This is a genomic window from Micromonospora sp. S4605, from assembly GCF_003176715.1.
GTDB classification, from domain to species: domain Bacteria; phylum Actinomycetota; class Actinomycetes; order Mycobacteriales; family Micromonosporaceae; genus Micromonospora; species Micromonospora echinaurantiaca.
Window position 1 is genome coordinate 50,154 of sequence record NZ_QGSW01000115.1, and the last position, 24,114, is coordinate 74,267.

25 protein-coding genes and 1 pseudogene are annotated in these 24,114 nt (G+C 71.4%); 17 read left to right on the plus strand and 9 right to left on the minus strand.

Annotation, left to right across the window (positions count from 1 at the left end; translation table 11 throughout):
- Positions 1-61: 61 nt before the first annotated feature.
- Entirely contained in the window at positions 62-373 is a 312-nt protein-coding gene (locus tag DLJ47_RS07410) for a molecular chaperone DnaK (protein ID WP_146228043.1), read from the minus strand.
- Between the two features lie 85 nt (positions 374-458).
- Positions 459-1,721, minus strand: coding sequence for an NAD(P)/FAD-dependent oxidoreductase (locus tag DLJ47_RS07415; RefSeq protein ID WP_109899309.1), 1,263 nt, complete (start codon positions 1,719-1,721; stop codon positions 459-461).
- A 136-nt stretch (positions 1,722-1,857) separates the two neighbouring features.
- On the opposite strand from DLJ47_RS07415, the gene DLJ47_RS07420 reads away from it, so the two are divergent.
- From DLJ47_RS07420 to DLJ47_RS07425, 3 genes are read left to right on the plus strand one after another with little or no spacing between them, the layout of a single operon-like run.
- Positions 1,858-3,426: a helix-turn-helix domain-containing protein gene (locus tag DLJ47_RS07420; protein ID WP_109899310.1), complete on the plus strand. Its 1,569-nt coding sequence runs from the start codon at positions 1,858-1,860 to the stop codon at positions 3,424-3,426.
- On the plus strand, positions 3,423-3,548 hold the full coding sequence (locus DLJ47_RS37460; protein ID WP_255562286.1) for a hypothetical protein: 126 nt from the start codon (positions 3,423-3,425) through the stop codon (positions 3,546-3,548). Before DLJ47_RS07420 ends, DLJ47_RS37460 begins: the two co-directional genes overlap by 4 nt.
- The gene (locus DLJ47_RS07425; RefSeq protein WP_109899311.1) at positions 3,542-3,727 is read left to right on the plus strand and encodes a hypothetical protein; all 186 of its coding nucleotides are present in this window, start codon (positions 3,542-3,544) and stop codon (positions 3,725-3,727) included. The genes DLJ47_RS37460 and DLJ47_RS07425 overlap by 7 nt, the downstream gene beginning before the upstream one ends.
- A 37-nt stretch (positions 3,728-3,764) precedes the next feature.
- Here the strand turns inward: DLJ47_RS07425 and DLJ47_RS07430 are convergent, their stop codons facing one another.
- Positions 3,765-4,340, minus strand: coding sequence for a flavoprotein (locus tag DLJ47_RS07430; RefSeq protein ID WP_109899312.1), 576 nt, complete (start codon positions 4,338-4,340; stop codon positions 3,765-3,767).
- A complete protein-coding gene (locus DLJ47_RS07435; protein WP_109899313.1) occupies positions 4,337-5,683 on the minus strand; it encodes a hypothetical protein in 1,347 nt (448 codons plus the stop codon). Before DLJ47_RS07435 ends, DLJ47_RS07430 begins: the two co-directional genes overlap by 4 nt.
- Positions 5,684-6,104: 421 nt before the next feature.
- On the opposite strand from DLJ47_RS07435, the gene amcA (DLJ47_RS37725) reads away from it, so the two are divergent.
- The 6 genes and pseudogenes from amcA (DLJ47_RS37725) to DLJ47_RS36690 all read left to right on the plus strand — a co-directional run bounded on the left by amcA (DLJ47_RS37725) (position 6,105) and on the right by DLJ47_RS36690 (position 9,233).
- Complete coding sequence (gene amcA, locus DLJ47_RS37725; RefSeq protein WP_342447630.1) at positions 6,105-6,269, plus strand: multiple cyclophane-containing RiPP AmcA; 165 nt, start codon at positions 6,105-6,107, stop codon at positions 6,267-6,269.
- On the plus strand, positions 6,266-6,613 hold the full coding sequence (locus DLJ47_RS07445; RefSeq protein ID WP_109899315.1) for a hypothetical protein: 348 nt from the start codon (positions 6,266-6,268) through the stop codon (positions 6,611-6,613). Before amcA (DLJ47_RS37725) ends, DLJ47_RS07445 begins: the two co-directional genes overlap by 4 nt.
- Positions 6,610-7,746 (plus strand): cyclophane-forming radical SAM peptide maturase AmcB, encoded by a 1,137-nt coding sequence (gene amcB, locus DLJ47_RS07450; protein ID WP_109899316.1) that lies wholly within the window; start codon positions 6,610-6,612, stop codon positions 7,744-7,746. The genes DLJ47_RS07445 and amcB overlap by 4 nt, the downstream gene beginning before the upstream one ends.
- The gene (gene amcA / locus DLJ47_RS07455; RefSeq protein ID WP_109899317.1) at positions 7,743-7,925 is read left to right on the plus strand and encodes a multiple cyclophane-containing RiPP AmcA; all 183 of its coding nucleotides are present in this window, start codon (positions 7,743-7,745) and stop codon (positions 7,923-7,925) included. Before amcB ends, amcA (DLJ47_RS07455) begins: the two co-directional genes overlap by 4 nt.
- 59 nt (positions 7,926-7,984) lie before the next feature.
- Complete coding sequence (locus DLJ47_RS07460) at positions 7,985-8,647, plus strand: pentapeptide repeat-containing protein (RefSeq protein WP_109899318.1); 663 nt, start codon at positions 7,985-7,987, stop codon at positions 8,645-8,647.
- 15 nt (positions 8,648-8,662) lie between these two features.
- Positions 8,663-9,233, plus strand: a pseudogene (locus DLJ47_RS36690) (kinase).
- A gap of 50 nt (positions 9,234-9,283) precedes the next feature.
- Here DLJ47_RS36690 and DLJ47_RS07470 read toward each other — a convergent pair.
- The 3 genes from DLJ47_RS07470 to DLJ47_RS07480 form a co-directional block, all read right to left on the minus strand.
- On the minus strand, positions 9,284-9,796 hold the full coding sequence (locus tag DLJ47_RS07470) for an HAD domain-containing protein (protein WP_158289794.1): 513 nt from the start codon (positions 9,794-9,796) through the stop codon (positions 9,284-9,286).
- A gap of 235 nt (positions 9,797-10,031) precedes the next feature.
- Positions 10,032-10,658 carry a hypothetical protein gene (locus DLJ47_RS07475; protein ID WP_146228044.1) on the minus strand — a complete coding sequence of 209 codons (627 nt, stop codon included), beginning with the start codon at positions 10,656-10,658 and terminating at the stop codon, positions 10,032-10,034.
- A 232-nt stretch (positions 10,659-10,890) separates the two neighbouring features.
- Positions 10,891-12,459 (minus strand): amidohydrolase, encoded by a 1,569-nt coding sequence (locus tag DLJ47_RS07480; protein WP_109899321.1) that lies wholly within the window; start codon positions 12,457-12,459, stop codon positions 10,891-10,893.
- 202 nt (positions 12,460-12,661) lie between these two features.
- On the opposite strand from DLJ47_RS07480, the gene DLJ47_RS07485 reads away from it, so the two are divergent.
- Complete coding sequence (locus DLJ47_RS07485; RefSeq protein ID WP_158289795.1) at positions 12,662-14,263, plus strand: glycosyltransferase 87 family protein; 1,602 nt, start codon at positions 12,662-12,664, stop codon at positions 14,261-14,263.
- Between the two features lie 8 nt (positions 14,264-14,271).
- Here the strand turns inward: DLJ47_RS07485 and DLJ47_RS07490 are convergent, their stop codons facing one another.
- Positions 14,272-14,460, minus strand: a complete 189-nt coding sequence (locus DLJ47_RS07490) for a DUF6767 domain-containing protein (protein ID WP_109899323.1) — start codon at positions 14,458-14,460, stop codon at positions 14,272-14,274.
- A gap of 173 nt (positions 14,461-14,633) precedes the next feature.
- Here DLJ47_RS07490 and DLJ47_RS07495 point away from each other — a divergent pair, with 173 nt between their 5' ends.
- From DLJ47_RS07495 to DLJ47_RS07510, 4 genes are all read left to right on the plus strand, one after another.
- The gene (locus DLJ47_RS07495; protein WP_109899324.1) at positions 14,634-15,116 is read left to right on the plus strand and encodes a hypothetical protein; all 483 of its coding nucleotides are present in this window, start codon (positions 14,634-14,636) and stop codon (positions 15,114-15,116) included.
- A 77-nt stretch (positions 15,117-15,193) separates the two neighbouring features.
- Positions 15,194-16,402: an MFS transporter gene (locus tag DLJ47_RS07500; protein ID WP_109899325.1), complete on the plus strand. Its 1,209-nt coding sequence runs from the start codon at positions 15,194-15,196 to the stop codon at positions 16,400-16,402.
- A 120-nt stretch (positions 16,403-16,522) separates the two neighbouring features.
- Entirely contained in the window at positions 16,523-18,145 is a 1,623-nt protein-coding gene (locus DLJ47_RS07505) for a glycoside hydrolase family 43 protein (protein WP_109899326.1), read from the plus strand.
- A 268-nt stretch (positions 18,146-18,413) separates the two neighbouring features.
- Positions 18,414-19,607, plus strand: a complete 1,194-nt coding sequence (locus DLJ47_RS07510) for an endo-1,4-beta-xylanase (RefSeq protein ID WP_109899327.1) — start codon at positions 18,414-18,416, stop codon at positions 19,605-19,607.
- A gap of 130 nt (positions 19,608-19,737) precedes the next feature.
- Here DLJ47_RS07510 and DLJ47_RS07515 read toward each other — a convergent pair whose 3' ends face one another.
- Positions 19,738-20,787 (minus strand): LacI family DNA-binding transcriptional regulator, encoded by a 1,050-nt coding sequence (locus DLJ47_RS07515; protein WP_109899328.1) that lies wholly within the window; start codon positions 20,785-20,787, stop codon positions 19,738-19,740.
- Between the two features lie 139 nt (positions 20,788-20,926).
- Here DLJ47_RS07515 and DLJ47_RS07520 point away from each other — a divergent pair, with 139 nt between their 5' ends.
- The 3 genes from DLJ47_RS07520 to DLJ47_RS07530 are packed head-to-tail and all read left to right on the plus strand — an operon-like array spanning position 20,927 to position 24,083.
- Complete coding sequence (locus DLJ47_RS07520) at positions 20,927-22,234, plus strand: ABC transporter substrate-binding protein (protein WP_109899329.1); 1,308 nt, start codon at positions 20,927-20,929, stop codon at positions 22,232-22,234.
- On the plus strand, positions 22,231-23,226 hold the full coding sequence (locus DLJ47_RS07525; protein ID WP_109899330.1) for a carbohydrate ABC transporter permease: 996 nt from the start codon (positions 22,231-22,233) through the stop codon (positions 23,224-23,226). Before DLJ47_RS07520 ends, DLJ47_RS07525 begins: the two co-directional genes overlap by 4 nt.
- Entirely contained in the window at positions 23,223-24,083 is an 861-nt protein-coding gene (locus tag DLJ47_RS07530; RefSeq protein WP_109899375.1) for a carbohydrate ABC transporter permease, read from the plus strand. The genes DLJ47_RS07525 and DLJ47_RS07530 overlap by 4 nt, the downstream gene beginning before the upstream one ends.
- Positions 24,084-24,114: the final 31 nt, after the last annotated feature.

Consider the following 24,114-nt stretch of genomic DNA (forward strand, 5'->3'; position numbering starts at 1 on the left):
GCCCGCTCGTCCGCGCGTCCCGCCGTCCCACACTCGCCGCGTCAGCCCGGGTCGGGCGCCGTCAGTACCCACCTCGTGCCGGCCGGCAGGCGGTGCAGAAGCGGGTCGCCGGGCGGTGCGCGAGCTGCTCGATGGGGATGTCAGCGGCGCACCCCTCGCAACTGCCGTAGCCGTCCTGTTCCAGGTAGTGCAGGGCGCGGGCGATGTCACCCAGGGCCCGGCGCGACGCGGCGGTCAACGCGGCGGCGGCCGCCGGATCGGCGCCGGGCAGCTGGCTGGCCTGCCGGGCCAGCAGCGCGAGCTGGGTCGTGTGCCGCTCGTACTGCTCCTCCAGGACGATCCGCAGCACCCCCAGCTCGTCCTGCCTGCTCACGGCGTACACGTCGGCTTTCCCTCCGGTGGGCACATGGCAGAGCGGGCGGAGCGCCGCCGCGCTCCGCCCGCTCGTTGAGTGGTGGTCAGCGCAGCGGGTCGAAGGGGCGCAGCTCCGCCGGCTGCCGGCCGGTGGTGATCTGCTCGGCGAGTAGCGTGCCGGTCAGCGGGCCGAGGGTGATGCCCCACATGCCGTGGCCGCCGGCCGCGTAGACCCGCGGCGACCGGGTCCGGCCGATCAGCGGCAGGCCGTCCGGGGTGCAGGGGCGCGAGCCCACCCACTCGTCGGTACGGGCGTCCAGGTCGGCGTCGCGCAGCAGCGGCCGGGCGGCCTCGGCGATGGCGGTGATCCGGCGGCGGTCCAGCGGCGCCTCGGCGCGGCGGAACTCCATCATCCCGGCGACCCGCAGCCGGTCGCCGAGCGGCGTGCAGGCCACCCGCTGCGCCGGGAAGTACACCGGCCCGGCCGGCAGGTGCTCGATCGGGACGCTGAAGCTGTACCCGCGGCCCGCCTGCACGACGGTCCGGACGCCGAATCGCCGGGCCAGCTCACCGAACCAGGTGCCGGTGGCCAGCACCACCGCGTCGTACCGGTCGTCGGCGCCGGTCGCTGTCACCACCCGCACCCCGGCGCCCTCGTCGCGGACGTCCACCACGTCCGCCCCCGTCACGATCGAGGCGCCGCGGGCGCGGACGGAGTCGGCGAGCGCGTGCACGTACTGGCCGGGGTTGACGAAGCGCTGGCCGTGCAGGCGGATGGCGGCGCCGACGTGGTCGGAGAGGGAGGGCTCCACCTCGCGCGCCTCGGCGCCGGTCAGCACGTCGAACTCGATCTCCTGACCGGCGGCGTGGATGTGCCCCAGTTCGTCCAGCAGCACCGACCGCTCGGTCTCGGTCCGGTACGCCGCGATGAACGACTTCGCCTCGTTCGCCCGGGCGGTGACCCCGCCCGCCTCCAGCGCCTCGAACGTCTCCAGCGCGCGGCGGTTCATCGGGATGTAGGCCCGCATCGCGGTGCGCCACTTGGCGGCCGTGCTGTGCCGGGTGAAGCCGGCCAGGAACCGCAGCAGCTTGACGTCCGCGCGCGGCGGCACGTACACCGGTGACGACGGGCTGAGCACGGCGCGCAGCCCGTAGCGGAGCACCGCGGGCTCGGGCAGAGGAGTGGTGATGCCGGGGGTGAGCCAGCCGGCGTTGCCCCAGGACGCGCCAGCCGCCACCCCGGTCCGGTCGAGCACGGTGACCCGCACCCCCCGCTCCTGGAGGAACCAGGCGGTGGCCAGCCCGACCATCCCGGCGCCGATGACGGCGACGTGCTGGGGTGCGGGCCCGGACTCGGCGGCAGACATCGGTTCTCTCCTTCGGATCAACGGGGGATCGGGCCCAATCCTGGCCGCGCCGGGCCGCAACGTCATTGTCCGGCCAGGCCAACGATCGTTCCGGCCATTGGTCGGAACAGACAACGCCCAAGGCATAATCATCATCATGATCACCGTGGGTGGTGTGGTGGACGCCGTCGGTGCCGCGCTGCTCCAGGTCGTCGTCCGCGGCGCCGCGGCGGAGGTCCGCGACGTCACCTTCGCCGACCCCGACGACGCGACGACCGGCGAGCGGGGTGACCTCGTCCTCGGCGCCGGCATCGCGACCGGAGAGCAGGCCATCGGCGTGGTCACCTGGTGCGCGGAGACCGCCGCGGCCGGCCTCGTGCTGAAGCCGCCACTGGCCACCCACCCCGAGGTGACGGCGGCCGCCGCCGACCGCGACCTGACCCTGGTCGAGCTGCAGAGCCACGGCTCGTGGGCGCAACTCGTCTGGCTGCTCCGCGGGGTGATCGACCGGGCGGTCGCGCCCGGCCCGCCGGAGAGCGGCGAGGCCGGGGTGTACGACGAGCTGTTCGCCCTCGCCGACGCGACCGCCGCCATCGTCGATGCGCCGGTGACCATCGAGGACGCCCAGTCCCGGGTGCTCGCCTACTCGTCCCGCCAGGACCGCACCGACCCGGCGCGTGTCTCCACCATCGTCGGGCGGCGGGTGCCCGGCGAGGTGATCGCGCACTTCCGGTCCCGTGGCGTGTTCCGCAAGCTCGCCACCGGCAGCGACCTGATCTTCGTACCGCAGGGGCCGGACGGGACGTTGCCCCGGCTGGTGATCCCGATCCGGGCCGGCGGCGAGCTGCTCGGCTCGATCTGGGCGGTGGTCGACGGCCCGGTGCCGGACGAGCGACTGCGCGACCTCCAGGGCACCGCGTCCCAGCTGGCGCTGCACCTGCTCCGGCTGCGGGTGCAGGCCGACGTCGCCCGCCGCGCGGCGGCCGACCGGCTACGCGCCGCGCTGCGCGACCCCGGCCGGCTGGGCCGCGAGGAGCTGGGCCTGCCCGCCGGTCCGTGGCGGGTGGTCGCGCTCGGGGCCCACGGCGGTACGGCGGAGCTGGTGCACAACCTCGCCCTGTGGGAGTCGATCACCCGTCGGCACGGGTGGCGCCAACCGCTGATCGCCGACCTCGGCGAGGTGCTGTTCGCCGTGGTGGCCGCCGACGGCGAGGCGCCCGGTTCCTGGCTGTGGCTGGAGCGGCTGATCCACGACATCGCCCGGCACGACCCGGCGCTGTCCGCCGCCTCCGGCGGTGTCGCCCGCACCCTGCCGGACCTGCGGCGCTCCCGCGCCGAGGCGGCGGAACTGCTCGCCCTGCACGGCCCGGCCCGGCGTGGTCCGGTGCTGCGGTTCGAGGACGTCTGGGCGGACGTGGTCGTGCACCGGGTGGTCAGCACGGTGCCGAGGGCCGACCTGCTGGTCGGCGGGCCGCTGCCCGCCCTCGTCGCGCACGACCGGCAGCACGGCACCGACTACGTGGCCACGGTCGCCGCCTGGATCGAGGAGCAGGGTGACCCGACGCGGGCGGCCCGACGGCTGCACGTGCACCCCAACACGCTGCGGTACCGGATGCGCCGCCTCGCCGAGGTCGTCCCCGTCGACCTGGGCTCGGCGCGTACCCGGCTGGCGCTGCAGATCCAGCTCGCCGCGCTGCGCCGGGAGCCGCTAGCGCCGCCCGGGTGATTGACATCCTCTTCGCCCTAAAGGACGTCATCGCCGACTGGGAGAGGCGGACCTCGGGACTGAGCGGGCTGCTGACCGGCTACCTGCGTAGCGACCGAGCGGTGCCGGTCGGGGCGTGTTGATCATCGCTCAGGACGCCGAGCGTGGAGAGCAACTGCTGGATGACATGATCCGCGATCCGCTGCGATCGCAGATAGCGGTGACTACCAGGGAGATGGTGTATCGGCACTGGCCCAATGACCAGGTGCGGAGGCTGCCCGGGGATGCCAACGCCCGGCGACTGGCCGACCTCGGAGTCTGATCTTGCTTGCTGTCTCCGCGCTGACCGTAAGGCGGGCTCAGCCCTGATCGGTGCTCCTGGCAGGCACGCCGCTGGTCATCGGGGTCGCTGCTTCTAACGCCGCCGCCCAAGGAAACGCCCTTCGGCGACTACTGCCGCTGCCGGGCTGGTGAGGCTCCCATCCGTCGTCTGTCCCGAGGAAGATCCTTACGCGCTCGTCGCGGAGGTCCGCCACCGCGCGCTGAAAGGGCGCGCGGACTGCCAGGGCGGCGTTGACGAACGGGACGACCACTGTCGGGACCTGCCGGCCGATCAGCTCGGCGACTGTTGTCATCGCGTAGTTGTCGGCGATGCCGAGGGCGATCTTGTTGACGGAGTTGTAGGTGGCGGGGGCGACGATGAGCGCGTCCGCTGCGGGGAGCGAGCGGCGGGCGCCGGGAGACGACCGGTACGTGGAACGGACCGGGTGCCCGGTCAGCCGCTCTATCGCTTCAATGTCGATGAACTCGAGGGCGCTGGGGGTGGCGGTGACCGCCGTTGTCCACGACTGTTGCGTCGCGGTGGTGATCAGTTGAGTCACGTCTGCGGCGGGCCCGGCAGCGCAGACGACGATTTGCAGGTGGCGGCGAGTCATACGTGGATCCCGGCTTGCTGGGCGAAGTCGATGACGGCGGTACGGACGTGCCCGTGGGTGAGGACTGCCAGGTCGCTGGCGATGCGCTGCACCGCTGGCCGGCACCGGATCTCCTGTGGGGCCACCTCATACGCGCTGCGTAGCGCGTTCAGACCGTGCTCGTAGCGACCCCACTGCGTGTAGGCGCGTGCCACGTCGACGAACAGGGAGGCCTTGCGTTCGGCGAGGTCGATCCTGTCCAGCGGCACCTTGCGGGCGAGAGCAATCGCGGTGCCGGCGTCGCCCAGGGCCAGCGCGACGTTGACGCGGTGCAGCAGGACGTTTGTGGCACCGAACCCGGTCCACCGGTCGTTGCCGTCGTAGCCGAGTCGTCCTGCGGCGTGGGAGGCCTCGTCGAGCATGACTTGTGCGCTGTCTCGGTTGTCGTCACGGGCTGCGGCGATAGCACCGCGCAGCAGCAGCGCGCCGTAGACGGCGACCGCGTCGGTCGAGGCGAGCCGGGTGCCACGTTGAAGGGTCTCGGCCGCGTGTTCGGCAAGCTGCCGTGCCTGATTGCTGTGGCCGTTGCTCATAAGGGCGTGGGTCATGATCCGCGCGCTGGCGGCTATCGCCACCGGGTCTTGACTGATCAAGGCGGCGCGGTTGCTGCGTTCAGCGGCAACCAGAGCCATGCCGTTGTCACCGACCTTGAGCAGTACGCTGCCGACGACGTGGTACAGGTCGCTGGTCAGGGCGTCGACCTGCGCTCGCTGCTCGCGCTCGGCCTCCGCGCGAGTCGGTTCCAGGGCGGGCAACAGGGCCACGAGCCCGGCGAGAACCTGCTCGTACCGGCAGGCCTGGTAGTCCGTCTTGGCTGCGGCGACGTCTCGAGCGAACTGCCGGAGCGGTAGGGCAACTGGCTCGGTGTTTCGGAAGGGTGGTGCGACCAGTGCATTGAGCAGCGCTGCGACGTTCGGCAGGGCCATGCCGCTGATCGTCACGCCCGTCAAGAGGTCTCTGCGCCGCACGTCGCCGTCCGAGTCGATGTCGTGAATGCTGCCTTCGACAGTATGGACGTGCGTGGCGGCGACGGACGGCTTCGCGGGATCCGCAAGTGCACCGCCGGTACCTGCTCTCACCAGTGCTTCGAAGCGCTCGCGGACGTCCGGGGTAGCCCGCGCCAGCACGGTGTCCAGAGCAGCCTGCATATCGGCACGCAGGTAGATCTTGTCGCCCTGGCTGCTCCACTTGGCCACCGTCCGCCGGGCCGCGCCCAGGTGTTCCGCGAAGCCGGTGACACTCATCCGCAACGCCCGGCGCAGCGCGTTTGCTTCCCGGCCGGTCCAGGTCGTCACCGCGGCCATCGCGCGTCCTTCCCGTTGCGACAGTTGTCAGCCGGACGATCGTAACGGCACTCGGCGTGCTTTCAGGTGCACCGTGAGTGCACCGCCAGGACATCCCCATCGCCGTGCCCGCCGAGCGAACCTAATCGTGCCGGTGCGCCGCTCTTGGTGAGTAGGCGGCCGGCACCGAATCGCAGCCTCACGCCAGGGGACTCGAGATGAACGACGGGACCACCGGACGGCATGGGTATGCGTCGGCGCGTCGGCCGGCCCCATCGTGTGACGCCCTCTTACGCGTGCGGCTGAGGCCTCGCCTGCGTACCGCCATGAGAGCTGCGTGGGTGGGTGATCGGCGGTCTGCTCCCAGCCGCCGTGGTGCGGCGGTGGGCTCGCCTTTCCCCCGACGAGCCCACCGCCGGCCGTCTCGACCGGGGGTGCAGGCATGACCGTGTACGTCTCGCGTAACGCGACGGCCGACCAGCCCCGGCGGCCCGAGCCCTCGTGCTCGTCTTCGCAGTGGCAGCTGCGGCCTGCTGATCCGCCGTTGCTTACCCATGTGTGGCGTCAGCTGTTCGAACAGCAGACCACAAAGGGTGATCGGCGGTGACCGGCCAGCAGCGCCGCCTCACGGCCCACCGGACCGTGCCGGCACGGCTTGAGCATCTGCCAATGCGTCGGCTGTGGCTGTGCCGCCGGTGCGGGCAGCCCTGGCCCTGCGGGGCGGCGAAGGCGGCTCTGGTGGTCGAGTACCGGGACAGCCTGGTGAGCCTGTTCCTTTACCTGGCCGGCTGCCTGCACGACGCGATCGACGATCTGCACCGGCTGAACCCGAGCGTGACGGGCAGCGCGGCGGACATGTTCGACCGGTTCCTCGGCTGGCCCGCCCGCCATATCCACGCCTACCGCGTCCGTACCATCACGGCCGTAAGGAACGAGGAGGCCTCGTCGTGAACGGCATCGGCCTCATCAACGCCACCGGCCAGCCGGCGATCGCCGGCAGCTTCCACACCCTGGTCGTGCAGCCGACGAGCTTCTGCAACCTCGACTGCACCTACTGCTACCTGCCCGACCGGAGATCCCTGCGCCTGATGAGCGGCGCGGTCGCGCAGGCTTGCGCCGAGTCGATCGCCCAGCAGAACAGCGGTTATCCGGTGAGTGTCGTGTGGCACGGGGGCGAACCCACCGCCACACCCACCGGGCTGTTCCGGGATCTGCTGGCCCCGTTCGAAGAACTGCGGCGCGCGGGGATGGTGCGTCACGAGATCCAGACGAACGCGACGCTGATCAACCGCCAGTGGTGCGAGCTGTTCGCCAGCCACGGCTTCGAGGTCGGGGTCAGCATCGACGGACCGGGCGCGTTGAACCGGAACCGCCTCGACCGGGCCGGCACGTCGACGGACGCCCGCACCCTGCGCGGCATGCAGACCTTGGCCGACGCGGGGCTGGGGTATTCGGTGATCTGTGTTGTGACACCGGAAACCATCGGCCACGCGGAAGCCCTCGTCGATTTCTTCACCGGCCTGTCTGGTTGCCAGTCGGTGGGCTTCAACATCGAAGAGCAGGAGGGCACCGACCGGGCACCGGTGTCGGATGATGCCGCGTATCGGTTCTGGAAGCACCTCATCGCACGTCGCGTCGGCGGCAGCCCGCTGCGGATCCGCGACGTGGACCGGCTGGCCGACTATCTCGCCGTCACCCGCGCCGGGCGCGTCGACCACGCGCCGTACGAGCCGATCCCGACCGTCTCCTGGGATGGGCAGGTGGTGCTGCTGTCGCCGGAGCTGCTCGGCATCACCGAGCCGCGATACGGCGACTTCATCGCCGGCAACGTCCTCCATCAGCCCATCACCGCCATGCTCGCCGGCGCCGGCGACCTGGACTACGTCGCCGAGTTCATAGCGGCCCTCAACGACTGCGCCGACCACTGCGCCTTTTACGACTTCTGTCGGGGCGCGCAGGCCGGCAACCGCTACTTCGAGCACGGGACGTTCACCGCCCGAGAGACGACCTACTGCCGAACCACCCGACAGGCCCTCGTCCGCGCAGCCGCGGACCACCTCACCCCGCAAGGAGAAGCACCATGACCAACGCACTCGCGACCCTCGTCAACGCCGCACCCGAGCAACTCTCCCGCCTCGGCGTCGACCCGGAGCGGTCGGTAGCGTCGATCGACGCGGCGAAGTTCGACAACCGTCCCACCTGGGATAACAAGGGTAAGTTCGACAGCCGACCCGGCTGGGACAACTGGAACAAGAAGAAGTAGCCCCCACCACGGGACGCGCGGGGTGGTGCCCACCCCGCGCCCACACAGGTTGAGGACACATGCGTACCACCACGATCGGCGACGTGAAGGTCCTGCTGCCGGACCTCGACCCGGATGACCTCGACACCACGACGAACCTTGCCGACGCCCTCACCGAGGCCCTCGTCGAGGGCGCAGCTTGGCACGGCGCGCAACTTGAGGACGTCACCATCCGCAGCAGCCTGATCACCGGCGTGGACCTCAGCGAGAGCACCTGGGAAGCCGGCAGCCTCTACGGCTGCGAGATCACCCGCACCGACTTCTCCGGCGCGACCCTGACCGGCATCACCATCGAACGGTGCGCGATCACCGACTCCCGTTTCACCGGCACCAGACTCACCGACGTACGCCTCAAGGACGTCCTGTTCGACGGATGCCGCTTCGACTACGCCACCCTCGACCGCGTCACCGCCGCCGGCTCGGTCGCGTTCACCGACTGCACTCTCACCAACGGCGCATGGTCGTCCTGCCGACTACCGCGCATCGCACTGCGATCCTGTGACCTCGCCGGCCTGGAACTAGACTCCTGCCACCTCGACGGCACCGACCTGCGGGGCAGCCGCCTCCACGGCCTCAAGACGCCGCTGGACAACCTGCGCGGCGTCACCCTCGGCGAGGACCAGGTTCCCGACCTCACCCAGCTGACCGTCGCCGCCCTCGACCTCACCGTCCGCAACAACTGAAGCCGAGGACGCATCGTGCTCGCTGAACCCAACGGCAGCCCGGACACGATCCTCGTCTGCATCCGGGGCAACTCCGGCTCAGGCAAGAGCAGCATCGCCCGCGAGCTACGACGCCGGCACGGCCGGGGCTGCGCCTTGGTCGAGCAGGACTACCTGCGCCGCATCGTGCTGCGCGAGAGGGACCTGTCCGGCGGCACGGCACCGGCGTTGATCGCGCAGACCGTTCGGTTCGCGCTGAAACCACGGCTATCACGTCGTGCTGGAGGGCATCATGCACACCAGCCCCTACCGCAGCACGCTGATCGCCCTGCAGGACGGCCACCGGGGCCGGTCGCTGTTCTGCTACCTCGACGTGTCCCTGCCCGAGACCCTCCGCCGGCACCTCACCCGCCCGCAGACCACCGAGTTCACCGCCGAGCACATGAGCGGCTGGTACGCCGCCCACGACGTCCTGGGCTGGCCCGACGAACTCGTCCTCCCCGAGACCACCGGGCTGAACGAGGCGGTCAAGGCCATCGCCGCTGCCGCCGGGCTACCCCAGACCGGACGCGACGACGACGTGCTTCCGAATGTTCCGTTCCCGTAGAGCAGCCCAACCGGCTCAAGCACAGCGATTGCGACGGCAACCAGCTTGTTCTACCGCGCCTGCATGAGCCAGCTCTCGATGACAGTGAAGTCGTGCTCGGTCAGCCCCCGACGGGGGTCGACCCGATGCAGGAGGGCCGGACCGTGGTGATGAGTCGACACCCACTGCTGATCGGCGAGGGAGATCTCGTCGTCGACCCAGACGAAGGGGCGTCCCTGCGCCCACTCGACCAGCCCACGGGTCTTCCAGTGCATGAGCCCGACCTCGTCGGAGTCGGGCCAGTCCACCACGGGCAGAGGCGGTAGCCCGAGCAGCGGCGCGAGCACGTCGTTCGCGTCGCTCATCCAGGTCGTCGCCCACACAAGATCACACGACAGGGCCTCCAGCCGGCGGCCGTGTTCCGGATCGACCTTGTGCAGCAGGGGATGGGCATCGGCCGGTAGAGCTGGCGCCTCGGGGTGGCCATGCGGCATGCCCGGCCCAGCCGCCCTGGGTGTGCCGAACGGGATAACGGTGCCGTCCACGTCAAGGAACAGCAACGGACGCGGTGCAGGGACGGACATGACCCAAGAGGCTAGCCCTCACCCCGCCAACGAGTACCTCCGTGCGCCTGCCCCAAGGCTATTCGTCGCGCCGGTGTTCCCGGCGGTCGGCACTCATGCGCCGCTGACGGCGACCACGGCAGGGCCGGCGCCGGATGCGTCTCACCGGGCCCTTTCCGCTCCGGCAGCGCTGTCGTGCCCGGACCAGGCCACCAGCACCCCGTGCTGCCCCTACCCTCCGCGCGAGTCGGAGCCTCTACCTCTTCGCCAGTTCGCGGATCTTCTCCTGCCCCCGCACGGAGACGTTCAGCGCGGCGAGCGCGCTTACGATGACATCGACGTTGAGCAGACCATCGGTTCGGAGGTCGTCCAACACATTGCGGGCGCGATCCTGATCGAACTTCGGGCCGTAGCCGTTGTTGCCGTAGAACTTCAAGCGGTCCAGGTGCTCGCGCAGCCGTTCGTCGAGTACGTCGGTCTCCCCGGTGAGCAAGTTGACGGCACCGGTGACCATCGCCCAGCCGCGCATAGGATTGGAGACGCTCTCCACCACACACAGCGCCGACCCCTGCGCCCTGGCGATCGCCAGGGCGAGCACCTCACTAGTGGGAACGTACGCCAGGACCGGGCCGCGGACGCCGGGCAACGAGCTGGACCGCGTGGTGAGGTGGTTGCGACCGCGGGTGAACCGGCTGAGCACCTGGCTGCCCGCACCGTTGTCGAACGAGTGGGTCACCAGAACGACGGTGCCGCCCGAGTGGGATGCTTCCGCATCCAGCCACCGCAGGGCCAGCGCTGAGGCGGTGTCCCAATCTCGTTCCGGATCGTCGTCCGGCACCCATGCCGCGCGGTAGGGGATCGACACTCCGGGTTCTGCAGTCATCTGACCATGGTGCTCGCTCCGGCCCGTGAGGGCTGGCTTCGCCACGTGCGCTGTCCGGATGTTGAATGCTGTCCGAAAGTCAGCTGCGATTGCCGCCGATCGTCACTGCTGCTGGGGTGGACAGCGCTGGCAAGCGTAAGGCACTGCTCGGGCTTTGGCGACGCTCCCAAGACGGGCCTTCACGCCCGCCCTGAAGGGCGCAGCACTGGCCCGCATTCCGGTAGCTGGTCCGTCAGCCGCGCTGCCAGCGGATCTCGCCGCCGACGACAGTGGTCAGCACCCGGGTGCGCAGCACCGCCTCCGGTGACTCCCGCAGGGGATCGGTGTCGACGGCGATGAAGTCGGCGAGCATGCCGGGCGCGAGGACGCCCTTGCGCTCCTCCTCACCGGCGGCCCGGGCCGCGCCGAGGGTGTGCGCGGCGAGCGCCTCGGCCATGCTGAGTCGCTGCTCAGGCTGCCAGCCGCCGGCCGGGGTCCCGTCGGGGCGGGTGCGGGTCACCGCCGCGTAGAGCGCGGGGAACGGGTTGGGGTGCTCCACCGGGGCGTCGGAGCCGAAGGCGAGCGGCACGCCGGCGTCCAGCATCCCCCGCCAGGCGTACGAGGCCAGGTCGTGCCCGGCGAGCAGGGTGTCCACCAGGTCGATGTCGCTGGTGCAGTGCACCGGCTGCATCGAGGCGACGATGCCCAGCCGGGCCATCCGGGGCAGGTCGCCGGCCCGCAGGTGCTGGGCGTGTTCGATCCGGTGCCGCAGCCCCGGCGTACGCCCGATCGCCTGGTAGGCGTCGATCACCAGGTGGTTGGCCTGGTCGCCGATGGCGTGCGTGGCCACCGCGATGCCGGCCTCCGCGGCCCGGCCGAACAGTTTGACCAGATCCTCGTACGGGGTGACCGCGATGCCGACGTTGCCGTGCTCGCCGGCGAACGGCTCGCTCATGTGGCAGGTGTGCGAGCCCAGCGCGCCGTCGCTGAAGATCTTCACCGGCCCGGTGCGGAACCAGTCGTCGCCCTGCCCGGTGCGGCGGCCCTCGGCGATCGCGGCGTCCAGGTGGCTCATCGGGATCGCCTTGTGCACCCGCAGCTTCAACTCGCCGGCGGCGCGCAGCTCCAGGTAGGCCGCCCGGCAGTCCTCGCCGTCGATGTCGTGCACGCTGGTCAGGCCGAGCGCCAGCAACTCCTCCTGCGCGGCGCGGAGCTGGTCGCGCAGGTCGGGGGAGACCATCAGGTCGCGCAGCGGCCGGCAGGCGGACTCGCGCAGGATCCCGGTCGGTTCGCCCTGCTCGTCCCGGACGATCTCCCCGCCCACCGGGTCGAGGGTGTCGGCGTCGATGCCGACCAGCCGCAGCGCGGCCGAGTTGGCCCACACCGTGTGGCCGTCCACGCTGGGCAGCGCGACCGGCAGCTCGGGGCAGACCGAGTCCAGCGCGTACCGGTCCGGCTGGACCGGCGGAGCCCAGGTGTTGCTGTCCCACCGGCCCCCGAACAGCCACCCGCCGGGTCGCAGCCGCGCCGCGTGCGCGGCCACCCGGGCCAGCGCATCGTCCAGCGAGCGCGCGTCCCGTAGGTCCACCGCGTCCAGGCTCTGCGCGTACTGCGCGGTGTGGATGTGGGCGTCGTAGAGGCCGGGGAGCACCGCGGCGCCGGCCAGGTCGACCAGCTCCGCCCCCGGTCCGGCGGCCGCGCGCACCTCGGCCTCGGTGCCGACGGCCAGCAGCCGCTCGCCGTCCACGGCCATCGCCTGGGCCAACGGGTTGGCGCGGTCGCCGGTGCGGATCGCGGCGTTGCGGTACACGCGGATGCTCATGGCACCTTCCGGGGTCGAGGGACGGGTGGCCCTCACTGTAGGAGGGGGAGCGGACAGCGGAAAGATCGCGATCCTCGGCCGTGGCCCGGCGGAGGCGCTCCTGCGGCCCGGGTTCGACCTGCGCCGGCACGCCTCGCGAGCCGGGTGCAGGGGCCGAGTTCGACGCACCCCATGCCGCTGCTGTCTCTTTTATCCTCGGGTCATGCGAGACCGGCGGGTGGTGCTGCTCTGGGCCGCGTTCGCGGTGACCGCGCTGGTGTCCACGCTGCTCGTGCTGCGCCGCGAGGACCGCCTCTCCGACGTGCACATCTACTACGGAGCCCTGGCCGACCTGCGCGCCGGCCGCCCGCTCTACGGCTACGTCGCGGACAACGGCGGCCCGTTCACCTACCCGCCGTTCGCGGCGCTGGTGCTGTGGCCGATCACCGCCGTACCGGAGGGCGTGGCGCAGGGGGTCTGGCTGCTGGCCACGTACGCCGCGGTGGTCGCCGTCGCCGTGCCGGTCGGCGCCGCCCTGACCGCCGGCCGGTCCCGGCGGGCGCTGGTGGTCGCGGCGGTGGCGCTCGGGCTGCTGCTCTCCGCGCCGGTGCAGAGCAACCTGCGCTTCGGGCAGGTCAGCATCTTCATCGTGCTGGCGGCGTTGCTCGACGGGATGGGCGTCGTGCCGGCCCGGCTGCGCGGGATCCTGGTCGGGGTGGCCGCGGCGATCAAGCTGACGCCGCTGTTGTTCGTGGTCTACTTCCTGGCCACCGGCCGGTGGCGGGACGCTGCCCGCGCGCTGGCCGCCTTCGTCGCCTGCGCTGCGATCGCCGCGGTGGTGCTGCCGACGGAGAGCTGGACCTACTGGGCCGGCACCATGCTGGAGACGTCCCGGATCGGCAACCTGGCCTCGCTGGGCAACCAGTCGGTGCACGGCATGCTGCTGCGCGTCGGCGTCGACGAGGCCGCCCTGCCGCTGGTGTGGGCCGCCCTGGTGGCCGCGATCTGCGCGGTGGCGCTGCTGCGCGCCCGGCACCTGGCCGCGCACGGCCGGCCGGGGCACGCGGCGGTGCTCGTCGGCTGCGCGACAGTGGCCGCCTCCCCGGTGTCCTGGACCCACCACCAGATCTGGCCGGTGCTCGCCGCCATGCTGCTGATCGGGCTCTCCGGCGTCGCCCGCCGGGTGGCCGGCGTCGCGCTGCTGGTGACCATGGTGGTGTCGCTCGGTGCCGTGCTCAGCCCGATCTCGACCCGGCCGGGCGTGCAGTTCCTCTTCGAGAACGCGCGCACGCTCGGCGTGTGCCTGCTCTGCCTGGCCGGGTTCGGCGGGGTGGCGGTCGCCGCCACCCGCACCGCCCGCACGGCGGCGCCGCGCCGGGCCTGGCTGCGGGTCGGCGTCGCGGCCGCCGCCACGCTGGCGTTCTTCGCCGTGCAGCCGCTACCCGCCGGCGCCGACCCCACCTTCAAGGCGTACGACCTCGACGACGTGGTCAACCCGCGGTACTTCTTCGTCTGCCGCGGGCCGGCCGAGTGCGCCGCCTTCGGCACCGGCGCGCCGGTCACCTTCGGCACCCGGGTGGAGAAGACCAAGGTGCGGGTCAACGGGGTGGTCGCCCCGCGGGTGGCGCGGCTGGCCTACTACTCGGCACCGGGCGGGGCGCCCCGGGAGATCCCGCTGCTGGCCGCGTACCCGGGCAGCCGGACGTTCTCCTTCCGGTCGGCGACCATGGCGCACGGGCGGCTGGTCGCGTACGCCGCCGACGGCCAGCCGATCGCCACGTACGACGAGGAACTCGCCGCCGCCTTCCGCGCCGGCCGGCCGTAGGTCTTCGGTCAGGACCGCTGGTGGGGCGCGGCGACCGGCCGGGTGCGGTGCACCCCGTCGCGCAACTCCTCGTCGGTCATGACGAGGTAGACCAGCGGGCAGTCCTGCGGGCCGGTCACGTCGAGCTGGCACAGGGTGCACGGCTCGCCGGGGCGAAGCGGGCACCTGGCGTCCGGCCTGGCGATACGGCTGCTCACGGACGCCAGCGTCGCTCCGCCGGTGACCGTCCCGGCAGGGCCGTTGGTCCCCCGACCCTGGTCGTGCCGGTCACACCGCGCCGGGCCCTCGTCGACGGTGTGCGGTCCCCGAGCCCGGTGGCCGGCCGGGCCGGGGCGGTCTGTCTGACCTCTTGTCAATGTAGCGTTGACAGGTGACCTCGGAGCTGGCCCGGTTGGCCGACCTGCGCGCCACCCGCGTCCGGCTGGACGAGCAGGAGCTGGAACTGATCGACCGGGCGCGCTACGGCGGCGCGACCTGGGCGCAGGTCGCCGCCGCGCTGGGCCTGGCCAGCCGGCAGGCCGCGGAGCAGCGCCGGCAACGCCTGGCAGCCGCCCGGTCGGCGCGCCGGCGCAGCCTCGACCTGCACTACCCGGAGGCGATCGCCACCATCCGGAGCGCCGTGTCCGACCTGCGGCGATGGATCGACACGGACCGGCGGTGGGACTCCCGGTTCCGCCGGGCGGAGCTGGTGCGCCGAACCGCCGAGGCGGCCCTCGACGCCCCGCCGGGCTCGCTCTACGCGCTGGCGCTGCTGATCGCCGCCGACCTCGCCGAGGCGGGGCGGGATCGCCTGCCCGCACCCGTTCGGACGGTCGCGGCTGCCCTCGACGCCGCGCTGTCAACAGCTCATTGACGACCGCCGCCAATGTTGCCTGTATCGCGCTCAAGACCTGAGGATGTGAGTCGTCCCGGCTCAACCTTGGAGGGGTCATGCGCCGCAATGCGGGCCTGTTCGTGGCGATCTCGTTGCTGTCCGGCTTCGGCAGCACCGCCATGGCCCTGGTGGCCGGCATCTGGATCCTCGACCTCACCGGCTCCACCAGTCTCGCGGCCCTCGCCGGCCTGTGCGTGTACGCCCCGGTCCTCGCCGGCCCGTGGCTGGGCGCCCTGCTCGACCGGGCGCCTCGCCGACCCTTGGTCATCGGCGTCAACCTGGCGTTGGCCGCCGTCCTGCTGAGCCTCCTCGCCGTCCGGGGCCCCGGGCAGACCTGGCTGCTGTTCGCCGTGTCGTGCGCCTACGGCCTCAGCTACGTGCTCATCGACGCGGGCGAGACGGCGCTGCTGCCGGCCGCCCTGTCGCCCGCCGAACTCGGCGACGTCAACGGGTGGCGCTCCAGCGCCCAGGAGGGCATGAAGTTGGTAGCGCCCGCGGCCGGCGCCGGCCTGTACGCCTGGCACGGCGGCCACGCCGTCGCCGTGCTCAGCGCGGCCATGCCGGTCCTGGTCGCGGGCCTGTACCTGGCGGTGCGACTGGTCCACACCCCACCCGACTCCCCGGCGCCCGAGCGGGGCAACCTCCGCGCCGGGCTCGCCGTGCTGGCCGGGCAGCGGGTGACCCGCGTGCCGGTGGTGCTGGCCGCGGTGTCGATCGCCATGTCCGGCTTCTCCACCGCGGCGTTGTACGCGATCGTCGTCACCGAACTGGGCCTGCCGACGACGTTCCTCGGCGTGCTGGTCAGCGCGCAGGGGGCAGGGTCCCTGGTCGGCGGCCTGATCGTCGGTCGGCTCATCGCCCGGCGCGGCCCGGTCGCCGTCGCGGTCGCCGGCACCGTGCTCTTCGCGGTCGGCTGCCTGGCGCGGTGCCTGCCGTGGTGGCCGGTCACGGTGGCCGCGTCGGTCGTCGCCGGTGTCGGCCTGCCCTGGACGCTGGTCGCGGCGGTGACCGCGGTGCAGACGCACACGCCGGCGGCGCTGCTCGGCCGGGTGGCCGGGACGGCGACCACCGCGATGTTCGGGCCGATCGCCGTGGCCATCCCGCTCGGCTCCGCCGCCGTCCACCTCGGCGGCCGGCCGCCGCTCATCGCGGCGGCGGTGATCTGCCTGATGTCGGTGGCGGTAGCCCACCGGAGCCGTCGGGCCGAAAGTTTCGAGGCCTCGGTCGACGCTCGTGCCGGCAGGATGGCGGAGCCTTCCTTGTGAAACATCAGCGGTAAAGGGGTGTTCGGGTCCGGGCGCGAGCCGTTACGGTGAGCGGAATTCTGACGCTGCCCGGCGACGATTTCCGGAAAGCTGCCGGGAGGAAACCTGAAGGAGTCGAACATGTCGACCGAGATCGCAGAGGTAGTCACCACCCGGTCGATCCGCAACCCCGTCCTCACCGGCTTCCACCCGGACCCGTCGATCCTGCGCGTGGGCGACGACTACTACCTGGCCACCTCGACGTTCGAGTGGTACCCGGGAGTGCGCGTGCACCACTCCAGGGACCTCGTGCACTGGCGTGCGCTGGGCGGGATCATCACCGAGCGCCGCCTGCTGGACCTGCGCGGGTGCGGCGACTCCAACGGGGTGTGGGCACCCGACCTGTCCTATCACGACGGCCTGTTCCACCTGGTCTACAGCGACGTCGCCAGCTTCGCCAGCGGCTACTGGGACGCGCAGAACTTCCTCACCACCGCCCCCGACATCACCGGCCCCTGGTCGGATCCGGTCGCGCTGCACGCGCACGGCTTCGACGCCTCGCTCTTCCACGACGAGGACGGCTCCACCTGGCTGCTGTCCATGAGCGCCGACTGGCGGCCGGGACGCGACCGGTTCGGCGGCATCGAGATCCAGCGTTACGACCGCGCCCGGCGACAGTTGGTGGGAGACGCGAAGATCATCTTCACCGGTACGGACGCCGGCCTGACGGAGGCGCCGCACATCTACCGCCACGAGGGCTGGTACTGGCTGGTCACCGCCGAGGGCGGCACCAGCTGGGAGCACCAGGTCACCGTCGCCCGGTCGCGGGATCTGCTCGGTCCCTACGAGGTCGATCCGGCCGGGCCGCTGCTCACCTCCGTCGGCCGGCCGGACCTCGCGCTGCAGAAGGCCGGTCACGGCAGCCTGGTACGCACCCAGCGGGGCGACTGGTACCTCGCCCACCTCGTCGGACGTCCCTACACTCCGCTGGGCAACTGCGTGCTGGGGCGGGAGACCGCCATCCAGAAGGTCGACTGGCCGCGCGGCGGCTGGCCCACCATTCCCGGCGGCGTGCCGGCCACCGAGATCCCCGCCCCGGACCTGCCCGCCCATCCGTGGCCCGACGAGCCCGCGACCGACCACTTCGACGCGCCGCGGCTGGCCACCTGGTGGTCCACGCTGCGCCGCCCGGCCACCGCCGACTGGGTCGACCTGCGGGCGCGCCCCTCGCACCTGCGCGTCCACGGTGGCCAGTCGCCGGTCGGCAAGCAGGCGCCGAGTCTGGTCGCCCGGCGGGTCGGTGCGGCCCGCTGCTCGCTGGAGACGGTCGTCGAGTTCGACCCGGTCGACCACCGGCAGCTGGCCGGGATCACCGCCTACTACAACACCCTGAACTGGTACTACCTCTACCTGACCCGGGCCGACGACGGCCGGGTGGTGCTGGAACTGCTCAGCTCGGACAGCGGCCGACGGACCGCCTACCCGGAGCTCACCGTCGACGTCGGCGCCGCCGCCCGCGTCGGGTTGCGCGTCGAGTTCGACGGGCCGGCGCTGCGGTTCGGCTACGACCTGGGCGACGGCTGGCGCCAACTCCCGGTCGAGCTGGACGCCACCATCCTCTCCGACGAGCACGCCGCCGTGATCGTCGACGGCGAGCCGGCCGCGTGGGGTTTCACCGGCGCGCTCCTGGGGCTGTGGGTGCAGGACCTCGGCGGCGACGGGGGGTATGCCGACTTCGACCAGGCGACGTACCGCGAGCACTGAACCGCCGGGTCACCGCCGGACCGGGCCGCCAGTCGTGGCCCGGTCCGCGGCGCTCCTTTCCGGAAATCTTCCGTGTTGACACACCCCACATCGACTCCTAACGTTTCCGACCAAGTTCCGGTCGGAGTTCCGAAACTTCCGGCGTCGCGGCCGAAACATCGCCACGCCGGCCACCCTCGCATCCTTTGATCGCCCCGTCCGGCACCAGCGCGGAGTCCGTGCCCTGTTCGTCGGCGCCGGTCGCCGGGTCAGCCCGAAAGGAACGCAGATGAAGCTGAGACGGTGGATAGCCACCGGCGTGGTCGCGGTCGCGACCGTCGCGACGCTCAACGTCCTGCCCGCCACGGCGGGCCGCCCGTACGACCCCGCCGAGCAGAGCCTGCGTACGCTCGGCCAGCGACACGGCCTCCACATCGGCACCGCCGTCGACATGGCCGTCCTCAACGACCCCGCCGACCCGCGGTACCGCCAGCTCGCCGCGTCGGAGTTCTCCTCCGTGACCGCCGAGAACGCCATGAAGTGGGAGAGCCTGGAACCCACCCGGGGCAGCTACAACTGGGGACCGGCCGACGAACTCGTGGACTTCGCCCGCCAGAACAACCAGCGGGTGCGCGGCCATGTGCTGGTCTGGCACAACCAGTTGCCCGGCTGGCTGACCGGCGGCGTCGCCGACGGCTCGATCAGCAAGGAGGAGCTGCGCGCCCTGCTGAAGAAGCACATCACCACCGTGGTGAGCCGCTACAAGGGCAAGATCTGGCAGTGGGACGTCGTCAACGAGGCCGTCAGCGACCCGTGGGACAACCCGCCGACCCTGCACTACAAGGGCTTCTGGGCCCAGCACCTCGGGCCCGACTACATCGCCGACGCCTTCCGCTGGGCGCGCGCGGCCGACCCGAAGGCGCTGCTGTTCTACAACGACTACAACATCGAGGCGTTCGGCTCGGGTGACCCGGCCAACGACAAGACGCAGTTCGTCTACGACATGGCCCGGCAGCTGCGGGCCTCGGGCGTGCCCATCGACGGCATCGGCAGCCAGGGTCACCTCGGCACCCAGTACGGCAACTACGACACCCTCCAGGTGGCGGCGGCACTGAAGAAGTTCTCCGGCCTGGGCCTGGCCACCGCGTTCACCGAGGTCGACGTGCGCAGCCAGTTGACCGAGGGCGTCCAGGCCGGCGACCCCGCGGAGATCAACCCGCGGCTGCAGGCGTCCGCGGCCAACTTCAGCGTGCTGCTGCGCGCCTGCCTGGCCGACCGGCACTGCCTGTCGTTCACCGTCTGGGGCTTCACCGACAAGCACTCCTGGGTGCCCGGTTGGTTCAGCGACCCGCCGGAGGGCCTGGCCACCATCTACGACGAGAACTACCAGCCCAAGCGGGCCTACCAGGAGATGAAGGCCGACCTGATCTACGCCGGCCCGCCGTACGTCCTGCCGCGCGTCCCGCACCAGCCGCGCCGGTGAATCACCGGCGGAGGCGGGGCCGCACGGACCTTCCTGCTGGTCGTACAGCAGCGGGCCGTGCGGTCCCGCCGCCACCTCGACCAGGCCGACGCGCGACGCCGGGGTGCCGGTCGTGACCGGGACCGACGGCTCAGCCGCCGGCCGTCGTGGCGTGGGACAGCGGCACGGCCGGGCCGGGGCGGTACGGGGCGCAGGAGGCGCGGACGACCAGTTCGGTGGGCAGCCGGACGTGCGTGTCGCGCTCGACGCCGGCGATCAGGTCGACGAGCAGGCGCAGCGCCTCGGCACCCATGCGCTGCAGCGGTTGCATGATCGTCGTCAGTGGCGGGTCGACCAGCGCCGACTCCGGGACGTTGTCGAAGCCGATCACCGACAGGTCGTCGGGCACCGTGAGGCCCATGCTCCGGGCGACGTCCACGGTGGAGATGGCCGAGAGGTCGTTGCCCGCGAAGATCGCGGTCGGCCGGTCGGGGAGCGCCAGCAGCTCCGCGGCCGTGCCGGCGGTGCTCTCGATCCGGAACCCGCCGACCCGTACGAGCCGCTCGTCGACCGGCACGCCGGCGTCGGCCATGGCCTTGCGGAAGCCCGCCTCGCGCAGGCGCGCCGACTCGAGGTCGGGGCGTCCGCTGATGTGCCCGATGCGGCGGTGGCCGAGCGACAGCAGGTGTTCGGTGGCGAGCACGGCGCCGGCGAAGTTGTCGGAGTCGACCGTGGGCAGGCCGGACGGGCCGGTGTGCGGGTCGACGGCGACGACGTGGAAGCCCGGCTTGGTCTCGACCACGGTCGGCGTGACGATCACGGCCCCGTCGATGAGGGTTCCGGACAGCCGGGCCAGCGACCGGCGCTCCCAGCCGATCGCCGCGCCGCCGCCGTCGCCGCCGGAGTAGGCCAGCAGCTGGTAGCCGGAGCCGGCGACCTCCCTGGACGCCCCCTTGAGCAGTTCGGTGGAGAACGGCTCGAACTCGGCCACCAGGATGCCCAGCACGTTCGTGCGGTGGCTGCGCAGGCTCTGCGCCCCCAGGCTGGCCTCGTAGCCGAGCTGGCGGATCACCTGCTGGACGCGCTCCACGGTCGCTTCTGCCACGCCGTACCGGCCGTTCACGACCTTGGACACGGTCGCCACCGAGACGCCGGCCGTACGAGCCACGTCCGACATCTTGACACGCTGGGGAAACGCCACGCCGACGATGATAGAGGGCCCTCCGGACGTCGTCACCGGAGATTCGAAAACGTTATCGATAACGATTGACACTGAGTTACACGGCTGTAAAACTCGGCCACCAGCCGAGTATCGCGACTGACCAGTCGAGGAGACACCGATGGCGATGAAGCGCCGTGCGGGCGCCGTCCTAGCGCTGTTCCTGACCAGCGCACTCCTTGTCACCGCCTGCAACGGCGGCGACGACGAAGCCCCCGCCGAGAGCGAGCTCTACAAGAACCCGGTAACCCTGACGTGGTGGCACAACGCCTCCCAGGACGGGCCCGGCAAGACGTACTGGGAGAAGGTCGCCAAGGACTTCTCCGCGCTGCACCCGACCGTCACGATCCAGATCGAGGCGATCGAGACCAACCAGCTCCAGCGCACCCGGCTCCCCGCCGCGCTGCTCACCAGCGACCCGCCGGACATCTTCCAGGCGTGGGGCGGCGGTGAGATGCGCGAGCAGGTGGAGGCCGACTACCTGAAGGACATCACCGACCAGGTCAAGACGGAGGTCGCCAACATCGGCAGCGCGGCCGAGATCTGGCAGGTGGACGGCAAGCAGTACGGCCTGCCGTTCCGGATGGGCATCGAGGGCATCTGGTACAACAAGGACATGTTCGCGAAGGCGGGCATCACCACCCCGCCGACCACGTTCGAGGAGCTCAACGACGCGGTCACGAAGCTCAAGGCGATCAACGTCGTCCCGATCGCCCTGGGCGCCGGTGACAAGTGGCCCGCCGCGCACTGGTGGTACAACTTCGCGCTGCGCGCCTGCTCGGTCGACACGCTGAAGAAGGCCTCGGTCGACCTCGTCTTCGACGACCCGTGCTTCGTCAAGGCCGGCCAGGACCTGAAGACCTTCATCGACACCAAGCCGTTCCAGGCCAACTTCATCGCCACGCCGGGGCAGAACGACCCGACCAGCGCGAACGGCCTGCTCGCCAACGGCAAGGCCGCGATGGAGCTGATGGGGGACTGGAACCGGGGCACCCTGGAGACCGTCTCCGAGGACCCGGAGGCGCTCAAGAAGTTCCTCGGCTGGTTCCCGGTGCCGGCGATCTCCGGTTCGGCGGGTGACCCGAAGGCGGCCCTCGGCGGCGGCGACGGGTTCGCCTGCGCCAAGAACGCCCCGGCCGAGTGCGTCGAGTTCCTCAAGTACATCGTCAGCCCCGAGGTGCAGAAGGGCTACGCCGAGACCGGCACCGGCCTGCCCGTCGCCAAGGGCGCGGAGGACGGGGTCGCCGACCCCGCCCTGAAGTCCATCCTGGAGGCCACCTCCGGCGCGACCTACGTGCAACTCTGGCTGGACACCGCCTTCGGCAGCACCGTCGGCAACGCGATGAACGACGCGATCGTCGCCATCTTCGCCGGCAACGGCAGCCCCGAGCAGGTCGTCTCGGCGATGAAGGCGGCCGCGAAGAAGTGACCTCCACCAACCCGACCCTGAACCCCGCCGGCGGCGCGCTCGCGCCGCCGGCGGGTCCCCCGGCGGCCCGCCGCTCGTCCCGCGCGGCCGAGACCAGGCGCAAGTGGTACGAGATCATCGGGCTCACCACGCCGGCGATCGTCGTGTACGTGATGTTCGTGCTCGTGCCGATGGGCTTCGCGGTCTACTACAGCCTGTTCCGTTGGCGTGGGGTCGGGCCGCCGACCGAGTACGTCGGTTTCGACAACTACGTGCTGGCCTTCCAGGACCCGATCTTCCTCGACGCGCTGCGCAACAACGCGATCATCGTGATCGGGTCGCTCGTGATCCAGGGCCCCCTCGCGCTGGGCATCGCCCTGCTGCTCAACCGTCGCTTCCGCGGCCGCACAGCGTTCCGTCTGCTGGTGTTCGTGCCCTACGTGCTCGCCGAGGTCACCGTCGGCATCATGTGGAAGCTGCTGCTGACCGACAACGGGACGGTCGACGCGCTGCTGCGGTCCCTGGGGCTGGGCGGCCTGGTGCAGGCGTGGCTCGCCGACCTCGACATCGTCATCTGGACGATGCTGTTCGTCCTCACCTGGAAGTACGTCGGCTTCGCCATCATCCTGCTGCTCGCCGGTCTGTCGAACGTCCCGCCCGAGCTGACCGAGGCCGCCGCCATCGACGGCGCGGGCTGGTGGCAGACCCAGCGCCACGTCACGCTCCCGCTGCTGGGCCCGACGATCCGGATCTGGATGTTCCTGTCGATGATCGGTTCGCTGCAGACCTTCGAGGTGATCTGGGTGACCTCGGTGCCCGCGGTGCGATCGCTCGGTGCCTCCGCCACCATGGCGACGTACATGGTGGACAACGGCTTCTTCGCCCGGCTCTGGGGCTACGGCAACGCGGTGGCCGTGATCCTGTTCGTCATCTCGTTCGTCGCGGCGCTGCTGTTCCAGCGCTTCCTGCTCCGCCGGGACATCGAGGGCGCCATCACCGGGAGGGTGAACTGACCGTGGTGGCCAATCCAGCTCCCTCCTCGAGCCGCCGCCCGGTGGCGTGGGGCACCCCGCTCACCTACGTGCTGGCGCTCGCCGTCGCGGCCGTGTCGATCACTCCGGTGGTCTACGTGATCGTCGGCGGCTTCCGCACCACCCCGCAGATCATCGCGGACCCGGCCGGCCTGCCCGACCCGTGGGTCGCGGACAACTACGTCCGGGTGCTGACGCAGAGCGACTTCTGGCAGCAGGCGGTCAACAGCGCGGTGATCGCCCTGGGCACGACGCTCGGCGTCGTGGTGCTCGGCGTCGGCGCCGCGTTCGTGCTCGCCCGGTACACCTTCCGCGGGCGCGAGGGGCTCTACACCTTCTTCACCCTCGGTCTGCTCTTCCCGGCCGGGGCGGCGATCCTGCCGCTCTACCTGATGCTGCGCGACCTGAACCTGATCAACTCCTACTACGCGGTGATCCTCCCGCAGGTCGCCTTCCAGTTGCCGCTCACGATCGTGATCCTGCGTCCCTTCCTCTCCGCGGTGCCCCGCGAGCTGGAGGACGCCGCCGCGATCGACGGTACCGGCCGGCTCGGGTTCCTCTGGCGCATCATGCTGCCGTTGTCGCGGCCGGCGCTGGTCACCGTCGGGGTCCTCGCGTTCGTGGCGAGTTGGAACGCGTTCCTGCTGCCGCTGCTCGTCCTCGGCGACGCCGAGCTGCACACCCTGCCGCTGGGTGTCCAGAACTTCTCAAGTCAATACACCTCGGACACCGCGGGAATCCTCGCCTTCACGTCGCTGGCGATGCTGCCGGCCCTGCTCTTCTTCACGCTGGCTGAGAAGCAGATCGTCGGCGGCCTGCAGGGCGCGGTCAAGGGATGAGCGACAGCGGTACCAGCACAACGAAGGGGAA